This is a genomic window from Aurantimonas sp. C2-5-R2 (assembly GCF_036549495.1).
In the GTDB taxonomy this organism is placed as follows: domain Bacteria; phylum Pseudomonadota; class Alphaproteobacteria; order Rhizobiales; family Rhizobiaceae; genus Aurantimonas; species Aurantimonas coralicida_A.
Window position 1 is genome coordinate 1 of sequence record NZ_JAZHLJ010000204.1, and the last position, 1,952, is coordinate 1,952.

General features: G+C 60.2%; 2 protein-coding genes. One reads left to right on the top strand and one right to left on the bottom strand.

Annotated features, from left to right (window positions below; translation table 11 throughout):
• The coding region (locus VQ044_RS24940; protein ID WP_331827881.1) for an ATP-binding protein at positions 1 to 178 on the top strand (178 nt) is incomplete at its 5' end.
• Positions 179 to 812: 634 nt separating this feature from the next.
• On the opposite strand, the gene VQ044_RS24945 is transcribed toward VQ044_RS24940, so the two are convergent.
• The coding region (locus VQ044_RS24945; protein WP_331827880.1) for an AbrB family transcriptional regulator at positions 813 to 1,952 on the bottom strand (1,140 nt) is incomplete at its 5' end.

Below are 1,952 nucleotides of genomic sequence, written 5' to 3' on the forward strand. Positions count from 1 at the left end.
GCTGACCGGCGCACTGCTCGATCGCCTGACCCACCACGTCCACATCCTGACGATGAACGGCGACAGCTATCGTCTCAAACAATCCGCCGGATCGCGCCGGGCCGCCGCCACGTCGGAGCAAAACCAGGCCACTGCCGACGTCTTCGATCCCGGGACCGGCGAAATCACCGACCCCTGATCCTCAGGACATCCCCCACGACACAGGAAAGGGCCCGATCGGGCCCTTTCCTGTGTCGTGCCCCTCACGCCAGTGGCCTGCTTTTACTCCGCCCCACTGGCCCGGTTTTGCTCCGACGTTGACAGNGAAATCACCGACCCCTGATCCTCAGGACATCCCCCACGACACAGGAAAGGGCCCGATCGGGCCCTTTCCTGTGTCGTGCCCCTCACGCCAGTGGCCTGCTTTTACTCCGCCCCACTGGCCCGGTTTTGCTCCGACGTTGACAGCGAACCTCGAACCCCATCGAGTGCGGCGCGACAATCAGGATGAGAAGCCGCCGCCGTGCTCGTGACGGAGGGAGGGCGTAGCCCGACCGGAGGCACGAGCACGGTGGGCGGGGTCTTGGGAGCCCCTGTCTGGCGATCGCAGTCGGCTTGACCTGCGGTGGTTTCTTCTCGATCGAGAGGAATCACCGACCGCGGCCTCGACAATCTGAAAGAGATCATCGCCGATCAGATCGACCGCAAGGATTGATCGCAAAGCCATTCCCTGCGGCCCTCAGCGGATGCGTACGGTTCTCCACCCAGCGGCCCACGGCCTCCTCGGTCCGACAGTCATGGACATGCTTGGGCGAAGGGCTGGCTGGAGCTCTTCAGCGCACGAGTTTCGAAGCGCGCTGTACGACGTGGAAAATGCTTTCAGCAAAGGGGACAATGATGAAGATCCTGACCAGATGATAACCTGTCACGATCGCCACGTTAAGCGACATGCCCTCAGCCGTAATTGCCATTTCGGCGACGCTTCCCGGGGCGTTGGCCAAGGCAAGCATCGCAAACGGTTGATCCAAGATATTCCAGAATATACCTGCAAGGACGAAACCAAAGGCGACGAGTAGTCCAGAGACCGCGATGGATATTCGCAGAAAGCTGCGTGAAGATTTAATCAGGGCTCGGTCGAACATGGCTCCGAGCGAGGTTCCAAGGAAGATCTGCCCAAGAGCGATGATTGGGCCCGGAATGGGCGAGAGTTGGAAGCCCAATGCGCTCGCGCAGCCGACGGTGATTAGAGGTCCGATGAAAAAAGCATTCGCGCTCCGGAGGCTGTACAAAGCCGCGGCGCCTCCCAATGCTAGTCCGGCCAGAAGAGCAAGACCAACCGGATCGAAGCCGACGGCAACTGCCGTTACGTCTTTGAAGGGCGTGCCAAGAACGATCAGGAGAGGAGGCACCAAGAGCACGATTGCTCCGATCCGGAGGGTCTGAGCAAAAGCGACGAGTGATGGCTGACCTTGATGGCGTTGCGCCAGTCCGGCCATTTCGACGGGACCGCCGGGGAGAGTGGCGAACAGGGCTGTCGCAAGATTGACGTTGGAGCCTCGAGCCAATGCGATTGCAAGACCGCCACTGAGGATGATGACGCCTAAAGCTGAAGCCAGCATAGGAACGCCATTCTCTACCAGCGCGATGAGCGCGACAGGAGAGAGATTAAGAGCGACGACGCTCGCAATCGTCATCTGCCCGGACCATCGAAGGGCGACCGGCACTTTCAGAGACCCGTGCGTGACTGCTAGGACAGCCGTTAAGAGGAGTGGCCCAAGCATCCACGGCAAAGGAATGCCTAGTCGTGAGAAGACCCAACCGACGGCGGCGCCGCCGATACACAATGCTGCGATTACGTGCGGGATGGGAAACCTGAATTTTCTAGGGGGATGTCCCGAAGTTTGTTGAACTTCGTTGAGCGGCGATGCCGGGTTGAACGTTACGCGGCCCTCGATGCAGGGGCAATGAACTTT